This is a genomic window from Rhizobium sp. 10N427 (assembly GCF_056394605.1).
The window spans coordinates 667517-682009 of record NZ_JBFTID010000001.1; the positions used below are offsets into that span (position 1 = coordinate 667517).

14 protein-coding genes are annotated in these 14493 nt (G+C 62.9%); 5 read left to right on the forward strand and 9 right to left on the reverse strand.

Going from position 1 to position 14493, the window contains the following annotated elements; all coding sequences use genetic code 11:
* Positions 1–39: 39 nt before the first annotated feature.
* The 4 genes from AC1DIJ_RS02915 to AC1DIJ_RS02930 are packed head-to-tail and all read left to right on the forward strand — an operon-like array spanning position 40 to position 4020.
* Positions 40–1164, forward strand: a complete 1125-nt coding sequence (locus tag AC1DIJ_RS02915; protein WP_112388812.1) for a DUF2817 domain-containing protein — start codon at positions 40–42, stop codon at positions 1162–1164.
* Complete coding sequence (locus AC1DIJ_RS02920; RefSeq protein ID WP_112388813.1) at positions 1161–2150, forward strand: ornithine cyclodeaminase family protein; 990 nt, start codon at positions 1161–1163, stop codon at positions 2148–2150. The genes AC1DIJ_RS02915 and AC1DIJ_RS02920 overlap by 4 nt, the downstream gene beginning before the upstream one ends.
* Positions 2151–2171: 21 nt before the next feature.
* On the forward strand, positions 2172–3119 hold the full coding sequence (locus AC1DIJ_RS02925; protein ID WP_112388814.1) for a threonine/serine dehydratase: 948 nt from the start codon (positions 2172–2174) through the stop codon (positions 3117–3119).
* A gap of 22 nt (positions 3120–3141) precedes the next feature.
* A complete protein-coding gene (locus AC1DIJ_RS02930) occupies positions 3142–4020 on the forward strand; it encodes an alanyl-tRNA editing protein (RefSeq protein ID WP_112388815.1) in 879 nt (292 codons plus the stop codon).
* Between the two features lie 32 nt (positions 4021–4052).
* Here the strand turns inward: AC1DIJ_RS02930 and AC1DIJ_RS02935 are convergent, their stop codons facing one another.
* A complete protein-coding gene (locus tag AC1DIJ_RS02935) occupies positions 4053–5210 on the reverse strand; it encodes a metallophosphoesterase (RefSeq protein ID WP_112388816.1) in 1158 nt (385 codons plus the stop codon).
* A gap of 157 nt (positions 5211–5367) precedes the next feature.
* Positions 5368–6087, reverse strand: a complete 720-nt coding sequence (locus AC1DIJ_RS02940) for an SDR family oxidoreductase (protein ID WP_112388817.1) — start codon at positions 6085–6087, stop codon at positions 5368–5370.
* A 148-nt stretch (positions 6088–6235) separates the two neighbouring features.
* Between AC1DIJ_RS02940 and AC1DIJ_RS02945 the strand changes: the two genes are divergently transcribed.
* Complete coding sequence (locus tag AC1DIJ_RS02945) at positions 6236–6823, forward strand: TetR/AcrR family transcriptional regulator (RefSeq protein WP_112388818.1); 588 nt, start codon at positions 6236–6238, stop codon at positions 6821–6823.
* A 40-nt stretch (positions 6824–6863) separates the two neighbouring features.
* Here the strand turns inward: AC1DIJ_RS02945 and AC1DIJ_RS02950 are convergent, their stop codons facing one another.
* The 7 genes from AC1DIJ_RS02950 to ugpB form a co-directional block, all read right to left on the reverse strand.
* Entirely contained in the window at positions 6864–8441 is a 1578-nt protein-coding gene (locus AC1DIJ_RS02950) for a DHA2 family efflux MFS transporter permease subunit (RefSeq protein ID WP_112444381.1), read from the reverse strand.
* 13 nt (positions 8442–8454) lie between these two features.
* On the reverse strand, positions 8455–9543 hold the full coding sequence (locus AC1DIJ_RS02955; protein WP_112388820.1) for an HlyD family secretion protein: 1089 nt from the start codon (positions 9541–9543) through the stop codon (positions 8455–8457).
* Positions 9544–9558: 15 nt separating this feature from the next.
* Positions 9559–10092, reverse strand: a complete 534-nt coding sequence (locus tag AC1DIJ_RS02960; protein ID WP_112388821.1) for a winged helix-turn-helix transcriptional regulator — start codon at positions 10090–10092, stop codon at positions 9559–9561.
* A gap of 179 nt (positions 10093–10271) precedes the next feature.
* Positions 10272–11318, reverse strand: coding sequence for a sn-glycerol-3-phosphate import ATP-binding protein UgpC (locus AC1DIJ_RS02965; protein ID WP_112388822.1), 1047 nt, complete (start codon positions 11316–11318; stop codon positions 10272–10274).
* A complete protein-coding gene (gene ugpE, locus AC1DIJ_RS02970; protein WP_112388823.1) occupies positions 11318–12166 on the reverse strand; it encodes a sn-glycerol-3-phosphate ABC transporter permease UgpE in 849 nt (282 codons plus the stop codon). The genes AC1DIJ_RS02965 and ugpE overlap by 1 nt, the downstream gene beginning before the upstream one ends.
* Before the next feature lie 9 nt (positions 12167–12175).
* Positions 12176–13057 (reverse strand): sn-glycerol-3-phosphate ABC transporter permease UgpA, encoded by an 882-nt coding sequence (gene ugpA, locus AC1DIJ_RS02975; protein ID WP_112388824.1) that lies wholly within the window; start codon positions 13055–13057, stop codon positions 12176–12178.
* A 64-nt stretch (positions 13058–13121) separates the two neighbouring features.
* Complete coding sequence (gene ugpB, locus AC1DIJ_RS02980; RefSeq protein WP_112388825.1) at positions 13122–14432, reverse strand: sn-glycerol-3-phosphate ABC transporter substrate-binding protein UgpB; 1311 nt, start codon at positions 14430–14432, stop codon at positions 13122–13124.
* Positions 14433–14493: the final 61 nt, after the last annotated feature.

Sequence of the window (14493 nt, forward strand, 5' to 3'; positions counted from 1 at the left end):
TGTCCGCTATGCCTGTGACGATATCAGGGAAATGCAGCCATGTATGATCGCAGCTTTCTGGAGGATTTTTCGGCGACCTTTCCCGCGGCGCGCCAGAAATTTCTCGATGCGTGCCGGGACGCGGCAATTCTCGAAACCTTTCCGCATCCGCTCAAAGGTCCAGACGGCGAAGAGCTCGCAACCGATATCGCCTATTTCGGCCGCATCGATGCGCCATACCTAATCGTCTCGGTCTCAGGCACCCATGGTGTCGAGGGCTGGGCGGGTTCTGCCTGCCAGACGGGCTGGGCACGCCGCGATTTGGCGCTGCCCGATGATGTCGCGATGCTGCATATCCATGCCATCAATCCCTGGGGCATGGCCTGGGACCGGCGCCAGCAGGAAGACAATGTCGACCTCAACCGCCATTATGTCGATTTCGCCGGCGTTCCGGCCAATCCCGATTATGCGAAACTCTACGAGCACGTGATGTGCCCTGAGGACGATACCAGCCGGCGCAGCGCGGCCGATGCGGCGCTCACCGCCTATTGCGAGAAGCATGGCCGTCTGACCTCCGGCATGACCCTGCAGGGCGGCCAGTATTCTTTCCCGGATGCGCCATCCTATGGCGGGTCGGCACCAGTCTGGAGCCGCCGGATTGTCGATGAAATCTTCGCCCGCTATTGCGGCAAGGCCAGGCGCGTCGCCGTCGTCGATATCCACACGGGCTACGGCCCCTATGGCTACGGCATTCCACTCTGGCACATGCCCGGCGGGCCGCAGCTTGAGAAGGCGCGCACCCTTTTCGGCCCGACCATCGAGGCGCCGCTGGCCGGCGATCGTGCCCATGAGGAATTCATCCAGCACGGCCATTTCTATGGCTATTGCGAACGCCAGATCGCCAAGGCCGATGTCATCGCCATGTGCCTGGAATTCGGCGGCGAATGGCTGCCGGACGGACAGAGGGCGCGGCTGGAACGCAACGATGCGCTGCTGTGGCGTGATGGCGACCGCCTCTCGGCCGAAGCGCGCGCCGCGCGCCGCCGCTGGCGCGATCTGCATTGCCCCGACAGCGACGGCTGGCGCGAGATGGTCTGGTTCCGCGGCCGCCAGGTCTTCCGTGAAATGGTCGAGCGCATCCGACTCGATGACGAAACCTCTATGCCCGAAATGAACCAAGCATGACATTACGCATCATCGACCAACCCGTTGTTCGCCAACTCCTCACCATGCCCGTCTGCATCGATCTGATGGAACAGGCGATGCGGCAGACCGCCCAGGGTGAAACGCTGCAGCCGCCGCGCTGGATCATGGGTCTGCCGGGAGACAGCGGCCGCGGCTTCGGGCTGATGCCGGGGGCGATGAAGGAACCGGCGGGCTTCGGCGCCAAGCTGACGGCCGTCTATCCCGAGAACGGCGCCAAGGGCCTGCAGTCGCATCGCGGTATCATCGCGCTTTTCGACACGGAGACCGGCGCGCCGGTGGCGATAGTCCATGGCGGCGAGGTCACGGCCATCAGAACGGCAGCCGCCAGCGCGCTCGCAACGCGCCTGTTGGCACGCCCGGACGCCAGTGATCTGGCGATCCTCGGCTATGGCGAACAGGCGCTTCAGCATCTGAAGGCGATGGCGGCTGTCCGCACGCTCAGCCGCGTCCGTGTCTGGGGCCGCTCGCAGGAACGCGCCGAACATTTTGCCCGCGAGGGCCGGGCGCTCGTCGATTGCGCCATCGAAGTTTCCCCATCGGTGGAAGCAGCTGTTTCCGGTGCAAGTCTGATCTGCACGGTGACGGGTGCGGCCGAGCCTGTTCTTGCCGGCCGGATGATCAGCCCAGGTGCGCATCTCAACGTGGTCGGCTCAAGCGTTGCCGCCGCCCGCGAGATCGACGTCGATGCCGTTGCGCGCTCGCGCTTCTTCGTCGATTACAAACCCTCGACGCTGCTGCAGGGCGGAGAGTTTCTGGCCGCGAAACGCGAGGGCCGCGTCAGCGACGATCATATCATCGGGGAGATCGGCGAGATCCTGATCGGCCGCAAGACCGGGCGCCAGACGGCCGATGAGATTACGATCTACAAGTCGCTCGGGATTCCCGCCGAGGATCTCGTCTGCGCGCATTTTCTCTACACGGCTGCCACCGAGCACGGGCTCGGCGCCAGCGTCGATTTTTCCTGAAACGGACGGAGATGGATCACCATGAGCCTGCTTGACGATATCGAACGCGCCCGGGCCGCCGTCCAGCCGCATATCCATCGCACGCCGCTTTGGCACTCCTCGACGCTTTCCAAGCTTGTCGGCGAGGACGTCTATCTGAAGGCGGAGCTTTTCCAGAAAACCGGCTCCTACAAGCCGCGCGGCATGATCTGGGCGCTGATGTCCCTCTCCGATGCCGAGCGGGCGGCCGGTGCCATCACCTTTTCGGCCGGCAACGCGGCGCAGGGGCTCGCCTACGCGGGAACGGCGCTCGGCGTGAAGACCGTCGTCGTCATGGCTGCGACCGCCAACCCGACCAAGGTGCAGGCGACCAAGGATTACGGCGCAGAGGTGATCCTGCACGGCACGCCGCAGGAAGCGGCGCAGTTCTGCCTCGATACAGCGCGGCAACGTGGCCTCACCTATATCTCCTCCTATGACGACGATGCGCTGATGACCGGCCATGCCTCGCTCGGCTGCGAGATCTTCGAGGATCTTCCTGACGTCGCGACGATCTTCCTCGGCATGGGCGGCGGCGGCATGGCAGGTGGGCTTGCCAAGGCGGCGATCGCCCACAGCCATTCCGTCTCGCTGGTCGGCATCGAGCCCGAGGGGGCGCCGGCGATGTACGAAAGCCTGAAGACGGGAAGCGCCGTGCGGCTGCCTGTCGTCAAGACGATCGCCGATGGTCTGGCCGCGCCAAGTGCCGGCGTCAAGTGCTTCGAGCTTGTCCGCCAGCGGTTCGAGGACGTGTTGCTTGTTGACGACGAAGCGATCGTCGGCGCAATGAAGCTTCTGATGCAGCGTTGCAAGCTCACCCCCGAGCCCGCAGGTGCCGCGGCGCTGGCGGGTCTCCTTGCCAATCGCGAGCGGGTGCGCGGCAAGGGACCGGTCGTCTGCGTCGTTTCCGGCGGCAATATCGATCTCGCGCTGCTCAAGCAGTGGCTTTGACCAATTTACCAAGGATAGCATTATGCGTTTTCAAACAGATGTCAGGGACAGCACACGGATCGGCTTTGCCAGCGGCGATGTGAGCGGCAGCGGCAAGGTGCTGTTTGCGGCTGCAGGGCCCGACGGCAACGTGCTTGTCATATGCGACGAGACGCCGGTTCATCCGGTGAGCTTCCGCTGGCCGGACCAGCCCGCCGATCGCGGCGTCATGATCACGGCCGGCGGACAGCGCCTGGAGATCACCGATGCCTGGACCGGCATGGCCAATGCCGAAACCGGCGAGCTCGTTCTCGGCGAAGACGCCCGGGCGCTCGGCCGCACCGGGGACGAATGGAAGAGCGTCGTCATCCATGTGATCACAGGTGATGCGCCTGCTGCTGGCGAGACCGTCAGCATCGAGGTCGATGCCGACCGCCGGCGCAAGCTCAGCCTGGCCCACACGGCAGCTCACCTCTCGGCCTTTGCGCTCAACCGCGCCGCCAAGAGCTATTGGACCAAGGAGGGCGCCGCGCTCGATACGCTCGGAAATCCCGATTTCGACAAGGAAGCGATCGTCAGCGCGCTGCTGTCGGAGCAGGCGTCGGTCGATACCTATCGTGTCGGCAAGACGCTGCGCAAAAAGGGCTTCGAACTCGAGAGCTTCGTCGCCGACCTCCCGGCCGTCATCGAGGCGATCAACGAGACGCTGCGCGGCTGGCTTTCTGAGCCCACAGCCATCTCGCTTACGCCAGTTCCCTCGACGCTCGATACGCGGCGCCTCTGGGAATGCGCTCTCGATGGCAGGCGGGCGCAGATGTATTGCGCCGGAACCCACGTGGCGAGCCTCCAGGACATCGCCGCGATCACCGTGTCGATCGAGCCGGTCGATGGTGGCGTCGTCATGCACACGGCAGCACGCTGAGCGGATCTTAAAAAACCTACAAGGCGGCGGCCTCAGCCGCCTTGCACAAGGCGCAGCCGCGTGATCTCGGACGGCGCAAAGAGCCTGATCGGCGGTCCCCAATAGCCGGTTCCGCGGCTGGTATAGACCCAGAGATCGCCGAGCTTCGCCAGCCCGTGAACGAAGGGCTGCTGCATCCGCACGAAGAACATCCACGGCAGAAACTGGCCACCATGTGTGTGGCCGGAGAGCTGCAACGTGAAACCCGCTTTCGACGCTTCGGGGGCGCTACGCGGCTGATGGGCCAAAAGCAGCCGGAAGGACGCATCGCCGGGTGCGCCCTTGGCGGCCTTGGCCGGATCGCTCTGATGCCTTGGGTCGAAATGACCGCCGCCGTAATCGGTGACACCGGCAATGACGGCCTGCGCGCCGCGGTGATCGATGACCACGTGCTCGTTCATCAGCACCGTCAGCCCCAGCCGGCGAAACTCGCTGATCCACGGATCGGCGCCCGAATAATATTCATGATTGCCGGTGACGAAGAACGTGCCATGGGGAGCCGCCAGGTCCGCCAGCGGCTGCGTGTGCTTCTGCAGCTGCGGCACCGAGCCATCGACGGCGTCGCCCGTCACGGCGATGAGGTCAGGCTTCAGCGCGTTGACCGTCGCGACGATCTTTTCGACATAGCCGCGCTTGATCGTCGGGCCGATGTGAATGTCGCTGACCTGAACAATGGTGAAACCGTCAAACGCCGCATCAAGTCCGGCGACCGGAACATCGACCGTTTTCACCGGCGCGCGGCGGCGTGCGAAATAGAGGCCGAGAAGGCTGAGAAGCAGCGCAAGCGCGGGAACGCCGAGTGTGGTGAATTCCGCAAAGGCCGGAACGGGCGCCCCCGCCCCGGATAACCATCCGGCGATGGCGAGCGCGATCAGCGCGATGTCGCGCAGGACCGTGAGAACGAGCAGAGACGAGAAGAAGCCCATGGCGGAGAGCCCCGCCCATGCCAGCAGATCTGACAGTGGCTGGCGGCTGATCATCCGGGCTGCCATGCCAAGCGGTATCAGGGTCACGGAAGCGGCAAGGGCGATGACCGCCAGCCACTTCAGCGCACCATCGACGGGTGCTGCGGGTATCAGCCGGATGCCGACATAGAGATGCATCAGAAGGCCGATGGCCATGACGCGGACGAAGAAGGCGGAAGGGCGCATGAAAAATCCGTCAATGGAAGCCGGCCGCGATAATGCGAGAGCGGCGTGCCAGAGCAAATAGGAACTGTGGCACGCCAGTAAAAGAGGCCATGCTGCTCGGCCATCTCGGCGGCAGCCTCTTGCGGAAGCGGCACGCCGTCGAACCCGCAGGCGGCGATCAGCCGGCGGCGGCCATCGCAGCTTCCAGGTTGCGGCCGTCATTTGCCCACAGATGCTCGATCTGCAGGGCGGTCGGATCCGGGAAGATATAGGCATCGCCGTTTTCGATGCCGCGGACGATATTGACCGCGACATGCTCCGCCGTCGCCTTTTCGAGCGGGATATGCCGGGCGAGATCGGTATCGACGGGGCCGGGATAGATGCCGATGACATCGATGCCGGATGCTTTCAACGTGCCGCGCAAAGTCTGCGTCAGCGACTGAAGCGCGGCCTTCGAGGCCGAATATCCGCCGAGCGGCGGGGCGGAAACCAGGCCGACGATGCTGACGACATTGACGATCGTGCCGGAGCCGCGGGCGACGCAACCGGGCACGAAGGCGCGGATGACCCGCAGCGTTCCGTAATAATTGGTCTCCATGTCGCCGTTCAGTTCTTCATGCGTGCTACTGATGAAATCGTTGAACGCCAGGCTTCCGGCATTGTTGAGCAGCACATCGACATCGGGCGCGGCGGCAAGCGCCTGCTTGACCGAGGCATCGTCGGTCACGTCGAGCTGCAGAGGCATGACGCGGGCATCGGCGAAATCGGGAAGCGACGCGACGTTGCGGGCCGTGGCGTAGATCTTCTTGACGCCAGCGCCGAGCAATTCCTTGACGGTGGCTGCGCCGATGCCGCGGTTGGCGCCAGAAACCAGGACGGTTTTCTCTCTCAGTGACATTTGCTTTCCTTCCGGGCCATCGCTGCGGCCATAGGTTCGAAAATTTAGTAAACAGATCTGTTTACTTCGCGAATTGATAAACAGATCTGTTTACCGTGTCAACGCAGTTTGCTAAAGCTGTCGTCATACGCCCGTGAGGAAATGAGACATGCCCGACGCCGCGCCCATCCCGGCCAAAAAGCTCGAGATCCTGAAGCTGGCCTTCGACCGCTTTTACGATGGCGGGTTTCATGCCACCGGCATCGACACCGTCATGGCCGAGAGCGGCATCTCCAAGCGCACGCTTTACAAGTATTTCGCCTCGAAGGAGGACCTGATCGAAGCGGTGCTCGATTATTACGGCGAGGGCATCGCGGACGCTTATTTTGCCCCGGCAACGGCCACAGATGGCGATCCGCGCCAGCAGATCCTCGCCTGTTTCGACAGCCGGCGCATGCAGCTGGAGGCAGACCGCCGGGGCTGCCTGGGGATCAAGGCTTCCCAGGAATATGCCGGCAAGCATGAAGGCATTGCGGCGCGCGGCGAACGTCTCGGCCTCCATGTCGAGCAGCGCTTCATCAGCATGTGCGGGCGTCTCGGCGTGGCCGATCCCGAAGGCCTCGGAAAACAGATCGCCATTCTCTTCCAGGGCGCACTGCTGATGTCACAGGTGTGCCGCAATCCCGCACCCTTTGCTTCCGCCAAGGCGGCGGTCGAGACACTACTTCAAAGCGCAAAGCGCAAAGCGTTGAGCTGATCGCTTGGGGCGCGTGCCACCGTCGCACTACGCTTCCCTCTCAGTGACCACCGCCGCCGGGTTGCGGGCTCTTCGGTGGCGTGACATTGCGTAATAGCGGCACCAGCGCCGTGGCGATGACGAAGGCGGCCATGATCACCCGGAAGGCATCGGCATAGGCCATGGTCGAGGCCTCGCGGTAGGCGAGCCTGAACAACTGCTTCAGGGCGGCCGTCTGCCCGCCGTTGATGCTTCCGGCGATCTCAGAATAGCGCCGAGCAACGCCGCCCGTCAGCCGCTCCATCGCACCATTCGCAGGCGTCAGGTTGGAGGCGATGGCGTTGAAATGCATGTTGGTGCGGTTGTTGAGGATTGCCGCGCTGACGGCAATGCCGACGGCACCGCCGAGATTGCGCATCATGTTGAACAGACCGCTCGCATATTTCAGCCGTTCGGGTGGCAGGCTGCCGAGCCCGAGCGTCACGGCGGGCGCGACGGCAAAGACCTGCGGAAAGCCGCGGAACACCTGTGGCCAGAAAAGCTGGTCGCCGCCCCAGTCGTGGGTGATGGCGCTGAAGCCCCACATCGAGATGCCGAAGGAGGCAAGCCCGAACATCATCAGCCAGCGGATATCGTAGCGCTTGGCGAGCATGATGTAGAAGGGGACGCCGAGCATCGATGCGGCCCCAGTGGAAAAGACGGCAAGTCCAGTCTCCCAGGCATTGAAGCCGCGGACATAGCCGAGAAACAGCGGCGTCAGGTAGATGGTCGAAAAGATGCCGATGCCTGTCACGAAGGAGAGCAGGCAGCCGATGGCGAAGTTGCGGTTTCCGAAGGCGCGCAGATCGACGACCGGTTTCGAATAGGTCAGGCTGCGAATAAAAAACAGTAGGCTGGAGATGCCCGCGATCGTAGCGGTGGTGCGGATCGTCTGGTCGTCGAACCAGTTGGCGCGCGTGCCTTCTTCCAGCGTATATTCCAGCGTTCCGAGTGCCACCGCCATCAGCAGGATGCCGGGATAGTCGGCTTCCTTGAGAAGCTTGATATCGGGCTCGTCGATCTTCACCAGAATGGCGACGAGCACGGCGATCAGGGCGCCGGGGACGACGTTGATGTAAAACAGCCAGTGCCAGTTCCACGTATCGGTAATCCAGCCACCGATAACCGGGCCGAGCGTCGGCGCGACCGAGGCGATGGTGCCGACGACCGCTGCCGCATAGACGCGCCGCGGTCCCTGGAAATAGTGGAAGGACGAGGTGAAGACGGTCGGGATCATCGAGGCGCCGAGCAAACCCTGCAGGGCGCGAAAGACGATCATGCTGTCGATGTTCCAGGCAAGGCCGCACAGCATGCTGGTCAGCGTAAAACCGGCGGCCGACGCGGTGAACAGCCAGCGCGTCGAGAACACCCGGGTCAGCCATCCCGACAGCGGGATGACGATGATTTCGGCGATCAGGTAGGCGGTCTGTACCCAGCTGATCTCATCCTGCGAGGCCGACAGGCCGCCGCCGATATCCTGCAGCGAGGAGGCGACGATCTGGATGTCGAGCAGCGCGATGAACATGCCGAAGCACATCACCACGAAGGGCAGCAGACTGCGAACCCAGCTTGGCTGGGCAGTCGTGACGGGGGCTGTCATGGTCTATTCCTGATCAGGGACGGGTGTCGACGGTCACCGTTGTCGAGAGGCCGGGCCGCAGCGCCTGATCCTTGACGGCGGTGTCATCGAGTGCCACGCGGACGGGCACGCGCTGGACTATCTTGGTGAAATTGCCGGTGGCGTTTTCAGGCGGAATGACGCTGAAGGTGGCGCCGGTAGCCGGTGCGATGCTGCTGATCTTGCCGGTCAGATCGTGGCCGGGATAGATATCGGCGACCACGGTCACCTTCTGTCCAGGCTTGATGACGGCGAGCTGATCTTCCTTGAAGTTCGCGTCGATCCACAGTCCCTTTTCAGGAATGACGCTCAGGAGATAGCTGCCATCGGAGACGAAGGCGCCGATCTGGGCTGCCCGGTTGCCGACATAGCCATCAACAGGCGAGCGGACCTCCGTGTAGCTGAGATTGAGCCGCGCTGTCTCGGCATCGAGCCTGGCGCCGTCGAGCGCCGATTGCGCCTGGGCGATCTGCGTGTCCAGAACCTGTATCTGCTGGCGCGCCGCCGTTAGTCCGGCGTCGGAGGCGGCGACTGCGGCCTTCGCTTGCGTGTCGGCCAGAACCGCCTTCTGGGCGTTCTGCTCGGTTCCCGTGCTCTGGGTCGCCAGATTGCGGTAGCGCACCGCGTCGATCTCGGTGAAATCGGATGCCGCCTTCTTGGCAGCAAGATCGGCTTCCGCCTGTTTCACCAGCGAGGCCTGAAGCGCCGACTGGGCGTGAAGATTGTCGAGGCTCGCCTGCTGTTCGCGCACTGCCGCCTCGGCGCGATCGACTGCCGTCTTGAATGTGCGGCTGTCGAGGCGCACCAGCAACTGACCTGCCGTCACCCGCTGATTGTCATCGACCAGAACAGCCTCGACATGGCCGGAAACCCGCGGCGAGAGCGCCGTGGTATTGCCGCCGATATAGGCGTCATCGGTGGTCTCGAGATAGCGGCCGGTCTGCGACCAGTAGTATCCGTACCATCCGGCGCCGCCCGCGATGGCAATGAGCGCCAGGATGCCGAGCGGGCGCTTGAGGCTTCTCTTCGGCTTCAGGGAAATGGCTCCCTGGGTCAGTTCGGATTCAGTCACGACCTTATTCATGGCCATGCTCCAGTCTTATTGTTCTTGGTTGGGGGCGGGGCGCTCGATCAGCGCCGTACCGGACGCTTCGGAGCGGAAGGGATAGCGCAATCGCAGCGTCTCGCTGGCGGCAGGCCCGGCGGCGACGTCGTATTGCGGCTTGGCGAGCGGGTTTCCGGTATTGCGGTCGACAAGCACCGGATCGGCCCAGGCGCCGCTTTGCTTGTCGACGATGACAAGGCTCGGCCCTTCAGGTGCGAAATGCCGGTTGCTCCAGGCGATCATCGACCAGATGACCGCGCGGAAGTCCTCGCCGCAGGCCGTCAGCACATATTCGAAGCGTTGCGGCCGCTCCTGATACGCTCGCCGTTCCAGCAACCCTGCCTTGACCAGATTGTCGAGGCGCCGGGTCAGCGTCGCGGTCGCAATGCCGAGGTTCTTCTGAAACTCGTCAAACCGCGTCACGCCGCGTAGCGCATCGCGCAGGATCAGAATGCTCCACCATTCGCCGACGCGGTCGAGACTGCGGGCGACAGGGCACTGCATGGATTTGAAGCTTTTATTCTGCATGACAGCACCTAGTAGCTTTCATCATGAAAGTTACAATACGCCGACCGATTGCGCTTTGCAAGCTGTTTGCTTGTTTGGCGAAATGCAGAGCTCTGGCGCGTCGGCATGACCGAAACGCGAAGGGCCAGCCGTGGTGTCGGCTGGCCCTTCGCGGATCGCACAAAAATCAGATGGAAGGATCAGCCGATCCGCTTCCCCGCAGCGTCGAAGAAATGCAGCGCTGATTGCGCCGCGCCGATCGTCACGCGGGCGTCGATGGCGATCTGTGACCGGCCTGGGACGCGGAAGACGATGTCTTGGGTGTTCGGCAGCGTGCCGTGGACATAGCTTTCGGCACCGACGAGTTCCACCGCGCCGACGCTGACGTCGGCCGTGAAGGCATCGGGCTTGCCGGGTTCGGCGAGATGCAGGTCCTCAGGGCGGATACCGAGCGTTGCGGTGCCCGGCGGCAAAGGCGTGGCGCCGTTGCCGAGCGCAAAGCCGCTGCCGCTGGTCTCCAGCAGGTTCATCGACGGCGAGCCGATGAATGTGGCGACGAAGGTCGTCGCCGGCTTCTCGTAGAGCTCGATCGGTGTCCCGACCTGTTCGATATGGCCGCCGTTCAGGACGACGAGCCGGTCGGCAAGCGTCATCGCCTCCATCTGGTCGTGGGTGACGTAGACGCTGGTCGTCGCCAATGCCCGCTGCAGCCGCTTGATCTCAACGCGCATCTGCACGCGCAGTTTCGCATCGAGATTGGAGAGCGGCTCGTCGAACAGGAAGGCTGCGGGTTCGCGGACGATCGCTCGGCCCATGGCGACGCGCTGGCGCTGGCCGCCCGAGAGCTGGCGCGGCTTGCGCTCCAGAAAGGGCTCGATCTCCAGCGACTTTGCCGCCTTGACGATCCGCCGCTCGATCTCATCCTTCGGCGTGTTGCGGTTCTTCAGGCCGTAGGCGAGGTTCTGGCGCACCGTCATATGCGGATAGAGCGCATAGTTCTGGAAGACCATGGCGATATCGCGCTCGGAGGGCTCGAGATCGTTGACGACGCGGTCGCCGATGCTGATCTCTCCGGAACTGATGCCTTCCAGGCCGGCGATCATTCTGAGCAGCGTGGACTTGCCGCAACCGGAGGGGCCGACGAGCACCAGGAGTTCGCCGTCGGCGATCTCGAGCGAGACGCCCTTGATGACTTCGACGCCGCCGCCATAGGTCTTGCGGACATCGTTGAGGGTGATCCTGGCCATTACTTCTCCGTCTCCACAAGACCTTTGACAAACCAGCGCTGCATCAGCACCACGACGAGGATGGGCGGAATGATCGCAAGGATCGCCGTCACCATCACGAAATTCCAGGGCGTCGCCGCGTCGGTGAAATCCACCATCTTCCTGAGCCCGATGATGATGGTGTTCATCTGCGCGTCGTTGGTAACGAGCAGCGGCCAGAGATACTGCGTCCAGCCGTAGATGAACAGGATGACAAAGAGCGCCGCGATATTGGTGCGCGACAGCGGTAGCAGGATATCGCGCATGAAGCGGAACGGTCCGGCATTGTCGATGCGCGCCGCCTCCAGCAATTCGCCGGGGATCGTCAGGAAGAACTGGCGGAACAGGAAGGTCGCGGTTGCCGAGGCCATCAGCGGCAGGGTCAGCCCCGCATAGGTATCGATCAGGCCGAGATCGACGATCACCTTGTAGGTCGGCAGGATGCGCACCTCGACCGGCAGCATCAGCGTCACGAAGATCATCCAGAAGAACACCATGCGCAGCGGGAAACGGAAGAACACCACCGCGAAGGCCGACAGGAAGGAGATCAGGATCTTGCCGACGGCAATCAGGATCGCCACCACGAAGGTGTTGAAGAGCAGCCGTTCGAGACTGACGCCGACGGCGCGCTCGACGCCGCCGAACAGCGCCTCGGTGTAATTTTCGGTGAAGTGGCTGCCCGGCAGCAGCGAGATCGGCGGTTTGATGATCTCGGCCGACGTCATCGTCGAGGCGATGAACGTGTAATAGATCGGGAAGGCAACGATGATGATGCCGATGATCAGCATCAGATGGCCGATAAGGCTGGCGACGGGGCGTTTTTCGATCATTTCAGACCCTCACGCATAATGCACCCGCTTCTCTACGAAGCGGAACTGGAAGGCTGTCAGCGCGATGACGATGATCATCAGGATCACCGATTGTGCCGCGGACGAGCCGAGATTGAGGTTCACGAAGCCGTCGTTATAGACCTTGTAGACCAGCGTTTCCGTCGCCTTGGCCGGGCCGCCGCCGGTCACCGAATGGATGATGCCGAAGGTGTCGAAGAAGGCATAGACGGTGTTGACGACGAGCAGGAAGAAGGTGGTCGGCGCCAGCAGCGGGAAGACGATGGTCCAGAAGCGGCGGCTGCCGCGGGCGCCGTCGATGGCAGCCGCCTCGATCAGCGATTTCGGGATCGCCTGCAGACCGGCGACGAAGAACAGGAAATTGTAGCTGATCTGCTTCCAGGCGGCGGCGACGATAACCAGCGTCATCGCCTGGTTGCCGTTCAGAAGCGGATCCCACATGAAGCCGTTGCGCCGCAGGATATAGGCGAAGGTGCCCATGGCGGGATTGAACATGAAGAGCCAGAGCATGCCGGCGACGGCGGGCGCCACGGCATAGGGCCAGATCAGCAGCGTCCGGTAGAAGGTCTGCCCGCGCACCACCTTGTCGGCCGCCGTCGCCAGAGCCAGCGCCACGACCATCGAGAGCAGTGCCGTCAGCACGCTGAAGACGACGGTGACATAGAGCGAGTTCAGATAATTCGGATCGGCGAAGACGTCGCGAAAATTTGCGAGGCCGACAAAGCCGCTCTTCAGGCCGAATGGATCTTCGCGCTGCATCGATTGATAGAGCGCCTGGCTTGCTGGCCAGAAGAAGAAAACCACCGTGAGGATGATCTGCGGGGCGACCAGGAAATAGGGAAGGATCTTGTTCGGAAAGACGACGCGCTGCACGGCGATCTCCTTGACATGAAGGGGCCACCCGCAGCCTTGAGGGCTGCGGGCGGAAACGCCGGTATTACTGGCCGATTGCCTGCTGGATCGCGGCATTGCCGCGTTCGACGGCCTTGTCGAGCGCTGCCTTGGCATCCTGCTTGCCGGCCAGCATCGCTTCGAACTCTTCGTTCATGATGTCACGCACCTGCGGCAGGTTGACGAGACGCACGCCCTTGGAGTTTTCGGTCGGCGCCTTGCCCATCATCTGCAGGATCGGCGTTTCGCGGCCCGGGTTCTTTTCGTAGAAGCCGGACTTCTTGGTGTCTTCATAAGCGGCCATGGTCACCGGCATGTAGCCGGATACCTGATGCAGGCGGGCCTGGATCTTGGTCTGCGACAGGAAGTGGAAGAACTGGGCGATGCCCTTGTATTCTTCATCGCTCTTGCCGGCGAAGACCCAGAGGCTGGCGCCGCCGGGAATGGTGTTCTGCGGACGTCCTTCGCCTTCATAATAGGGCAGCTGGCCGATGCCGTAGTTCATGCCCGTCTTGATGATGTCGCCGAGACCTCCGGAGGATTCCGTCATGATGCCGCATTCACCGGAGGTGAAGAGCTGCTTGGCTTCCGAGGTGCGGCCGCCATAGCGGAACGTGCCGTCCTTGGCGAGATCGGCGATCGCCTGGAAATGCTGGACGAAGAGCGGCGAGTTGAATGCGAGCTTCACATCGGTGCCGGCAAGGCCGTTCTCGTTCGAGCCGTAGGACACGTTGTTCCATGCGGCCAGGTTCTCGGTCTGGATCCAGGTGAGCCAGGTCGAGGTCAGGCCGCAGGCAGACGCGCCGCTCGACTTGATCTTCTTGGCGGCTTCGAACACTTCGGGCCAGGTCTTCGGCGGGCTTTCAGGGTCGAGGCCGGCCTTCTTGAAGGTGTCCTTGTTGTAATAGAGGATCGGCGAGGACGAGTTGTAGGGGAAGGACAGCATCGTGCCGTCGGGCTTCGAATAATAGGCGGCGATGCCGGGCAGGTATTCCGACTTGTCGAACTTGAAGCCGCCCTTTTCGAGAACCTGGGCTGCCGGCATGATCGCGCCCTCGGCGCCCATCATCACGCCGCTGCCGGCATCGAAGACCTGCAGGATCGCGGGCGGCTGCTTGGCGCGGAAGGCGGCGATGCCGGCATTCAGCGCTTCCGGATAGGTGCCCTTGAAGACCGGGACGATCTTGTAGTCTTTCTGGCTTTCGTTGAATTCCTTGGAGAGCTGGTTGACCACTTCGTTGTTGGCGCCCGCCATGGCGTGCCACCACTGCAGTTCGGTCACTGCAAAGGCACTCGAAGCGAACGAAAGCGACAAGGTGATGGTTGCCGCGGATGCGGCCATGAAACGAATGGACATGGTTCCTCCCTATGTGTCCTGCCGCGCCGTTTTGAACGGATTACGGCCTGCCGGCGCAGAT

What these genes read in the sequence shown, in the direction of transcription:
- AC1DIJ_RS02920 (WP_112388813.1), top strand. Translation starts at nt 1,161, where the DNA reads ATGACATTACGCATCATCGACCAACCCGTTGTTCGCCAACTCCTCACC.
- AC1DIJ_RS02930 (WP_112388815.1), top strand. Translation starts at nt 3,142, where the DNA reads ATGCGTTTTCAAACAGATGTCAGGGACAGCACACGGATCGGCTTTGCC.
- AC1DIJ_RS02925 (WP_112388814.1), top strand. Translation starts at nt 2,172, where the DNA reads ATGAGCCTGCTTGACGATATCGAACGCGCCCGGGCCGCCGTCCAGCCG.
- ugpE (WP_112388823.1), bottom strand. Translation starts at nt 12,166, where the DNA reads ATGATCGAAAAACGCCCCGTCGCCAGCCTTATCGGCCATCTGATGCTG.
- AC1DIJ_RS02935 (WP_112388816.1), bottom strand. Translation starts at nt 5,210, where the DNA reads ATGCGCCCTTCCGCCTTCTTCGTCCGCGTCATGGCCATCGGCCTTCTG.
- AC1DIJ_RS02965 (WP_112388822.1), bottom strand. Translation starts at nt 11,318, where the DNA reads ATGGCCAGGATCACCCTCAACGATGTCCGCAAGACCTATGGCGGCGGC.
- AC1DIJ_RS02915 (WP_112388812.1), top strand. Translation starts at nt 40, where the DNA reads ATGTATGATCGCAGCTTTCTGGAGGATTTTTCGGCGACCTTTCCCGCG.
- ugpB (WP_112388825.1), bottom strand. Translation starts at nt 14,432, where the DNA reads ATGTCCATTCGTTTCATGGCCGCATCCGCGGCAACCATCACCTTGTCG.
- AC1DIJ_RS02940 (WP_112388817.1), bottom strand. Translation starts at nt 6,087, where the DNA reads ATGTCACTGAGAGAGAAAACCGTCCTGGTTTCTGGCGCCAACCGCGGC.
- AC1DIJ_RS02955 (WP_112388820.1), bottom strand. Translation starts at nt 9,543, where the DNA reads ATGAATAAGGTCGTGACTGAATCCGAACTGACCCAGGGAGCCATTTCC.
- AC1DIJ_RS02950 (WP_112444381.1), bottom strand. Translation starts at nt 8,441, where the DNA reads ATGACAGCCCCCGTCACGACTGCCCAGCCAAGCTGGGTTCGCAGTCTG.
- AC1DIJ_RS02945 (WP_112388818.1), top strand. Translation starts at nt 6,236, where the DNA reads ATGCCCGACGCCGCGCCCATCCCGGCCAAAAAGCTCGAGATCCTGAAG.
- AC1DIJ_RS02960 (WP_112388821.1), bottom strand. Translation starts at nt 10,092, where the DNA reads ATGCAGAATAAAAGCTTCAAATCCATGCAGTGCCCTGTCGCCCGCAGT.